The following is a 1,467-nucleotide window of genomic DNA, read 5'->3' as shown; positions in this document are numbered from 1 at the left end:
CCTCGCGCAATTTTATAAGCCACTTCTGGGATCATATCTTGTTCAGTATAATGAATACCCATTGGAGTTAGGTGATAGCAACGATGTTTATCTGGAAAAAATAAATACCTCACGACCAGCATTCCAGCTATTGCACAACCTGTAAAAAACCAAAATTCATTACTCCATAAAGGAATACTTTCAACACATATTAGAAATAAAGGTAAAAGCCAACCAATAAAAGCAGCGACTCCCCAAACTACTAATTTATCCTTTAAGCTTCCTCCTATATCCTCCCAACTGTAGATAATCTTTGCCTGATATAGCTGCTCTTTTAATTGATCTATTTTTTCTTTAGAACCCATCATTCACCTCAACTTTAATAGTGCGAATAACGCTATCTTTCCGTGCTGGCAATATAACAAGTTCACCTTGACTATTACCTGAAGCAATATAGCCCAACATATCATGCTCTGATGCTTGCCAGTTAAAAGGCAGACTAATGAAGACCGTAATACTATCTTTGGTTGTACCACCTAAATCTAAACGATAGACTGGATTTCCCGTTTCACCTTTACTCCAAACGCCATTTTGTTCGTTTATAACCACTGCTGATTTTAATGAAGAAGTCACATAACTATATTTATTTTGCGTTGGTGTGCGCGTAATTTGTAAACCAATAGACTTACCTTTTGTGTGCATGGGCAAAGATATCTCTAATTGCCATTGTTGCCCCGCAGCAGAACCGTATATTGCTTTAGAAGGAGAGCTAGAAAATACTTTGTTGAGTTTTACTTGAGGCTTATGAATAATCTGCTCCAATCGACTTAACTCATCAACGGCTTCCCAATGTTTTGCATCTTTCCCCCATGCGGAATTTAATAGCCACTTTTCTAGTTCGGTACGCTTAAAAGCATTGATAATTATAATCGAGATAAGAAAGAGAATAGACCCCACCATAAATGTAGTAAGAATCCAGGGCGCAATAATAGAACCAAGAAGACCAAATGAACGGAAAGTCCACCCTAATCGACTAGAAATTAATGCGGTCAATTGACCTCCAAAGGCAATCGTTTGAATAACGGTAGAGAAACCCTTTAACCCATAGCCAAACCGTTCCATCGGTGAATGACTCATATCTTTAAATTTATCATAGCTCTCCCACGTCTCTAATGCTGTCGCGATTAAACCAAATAAAGATACCGCAGCGGTTGTTTTGGCAAAGGTGGCTAAACTTTGTCTAAGTTCGTATGAATGAGTACTACTTCGCAATGCTATTTTCAGTGGCTCTGAAAGCAAAGATTGGTTAGTCGCCATCTTGCCCCAGGCTACATCTCTCCACATTGCTGTGACAGCCGATACCGCATAACTTGTCGCATAGGTTGCTTCTCTAACAGCAGGGGCGGTCCATAAATCACTCTCTGGATGTTGCGCTGCTTTATGATGGATATTTTGAAGCACTGCTGCCGTGTTCCAAAGGTTAAGGAT

Annotated in this window: 2 pseudogenes; both read right to left on the bottom strand. The window is 39.6% G+C overall.

The features are described 5' to 3' along the window. Nucleotides 1-347 (bottom strand): annotated as a pseudogene (locus A6E03_RS17980) (hypothetical protein); the annotation flags it as partial. Beyond that, nucleotides 334-1,467 (bottom strand): annotated as a pseudogene (locus A6E03_RS20295) (hypothetical protein); the annotation flags it as partial. The pseudogenes A6E03_RS17980 and A6E03_RS20295, both read right to left, overlap by 14 nt.

This window comes from Aliivibrio sp. 1S128 (assembly GCF_001691065.1).
GTDB lineage: Bacteria > Pseudomonadota > Gammaproteobacteria > Enterobacterales > Vibrionaceae > Aliivibrio.
The sequence above is the reverse complement of the archived record's forward strand: the minus strand, read 5'-3'. Positions and strand labels throughout refer to the sequence as shown.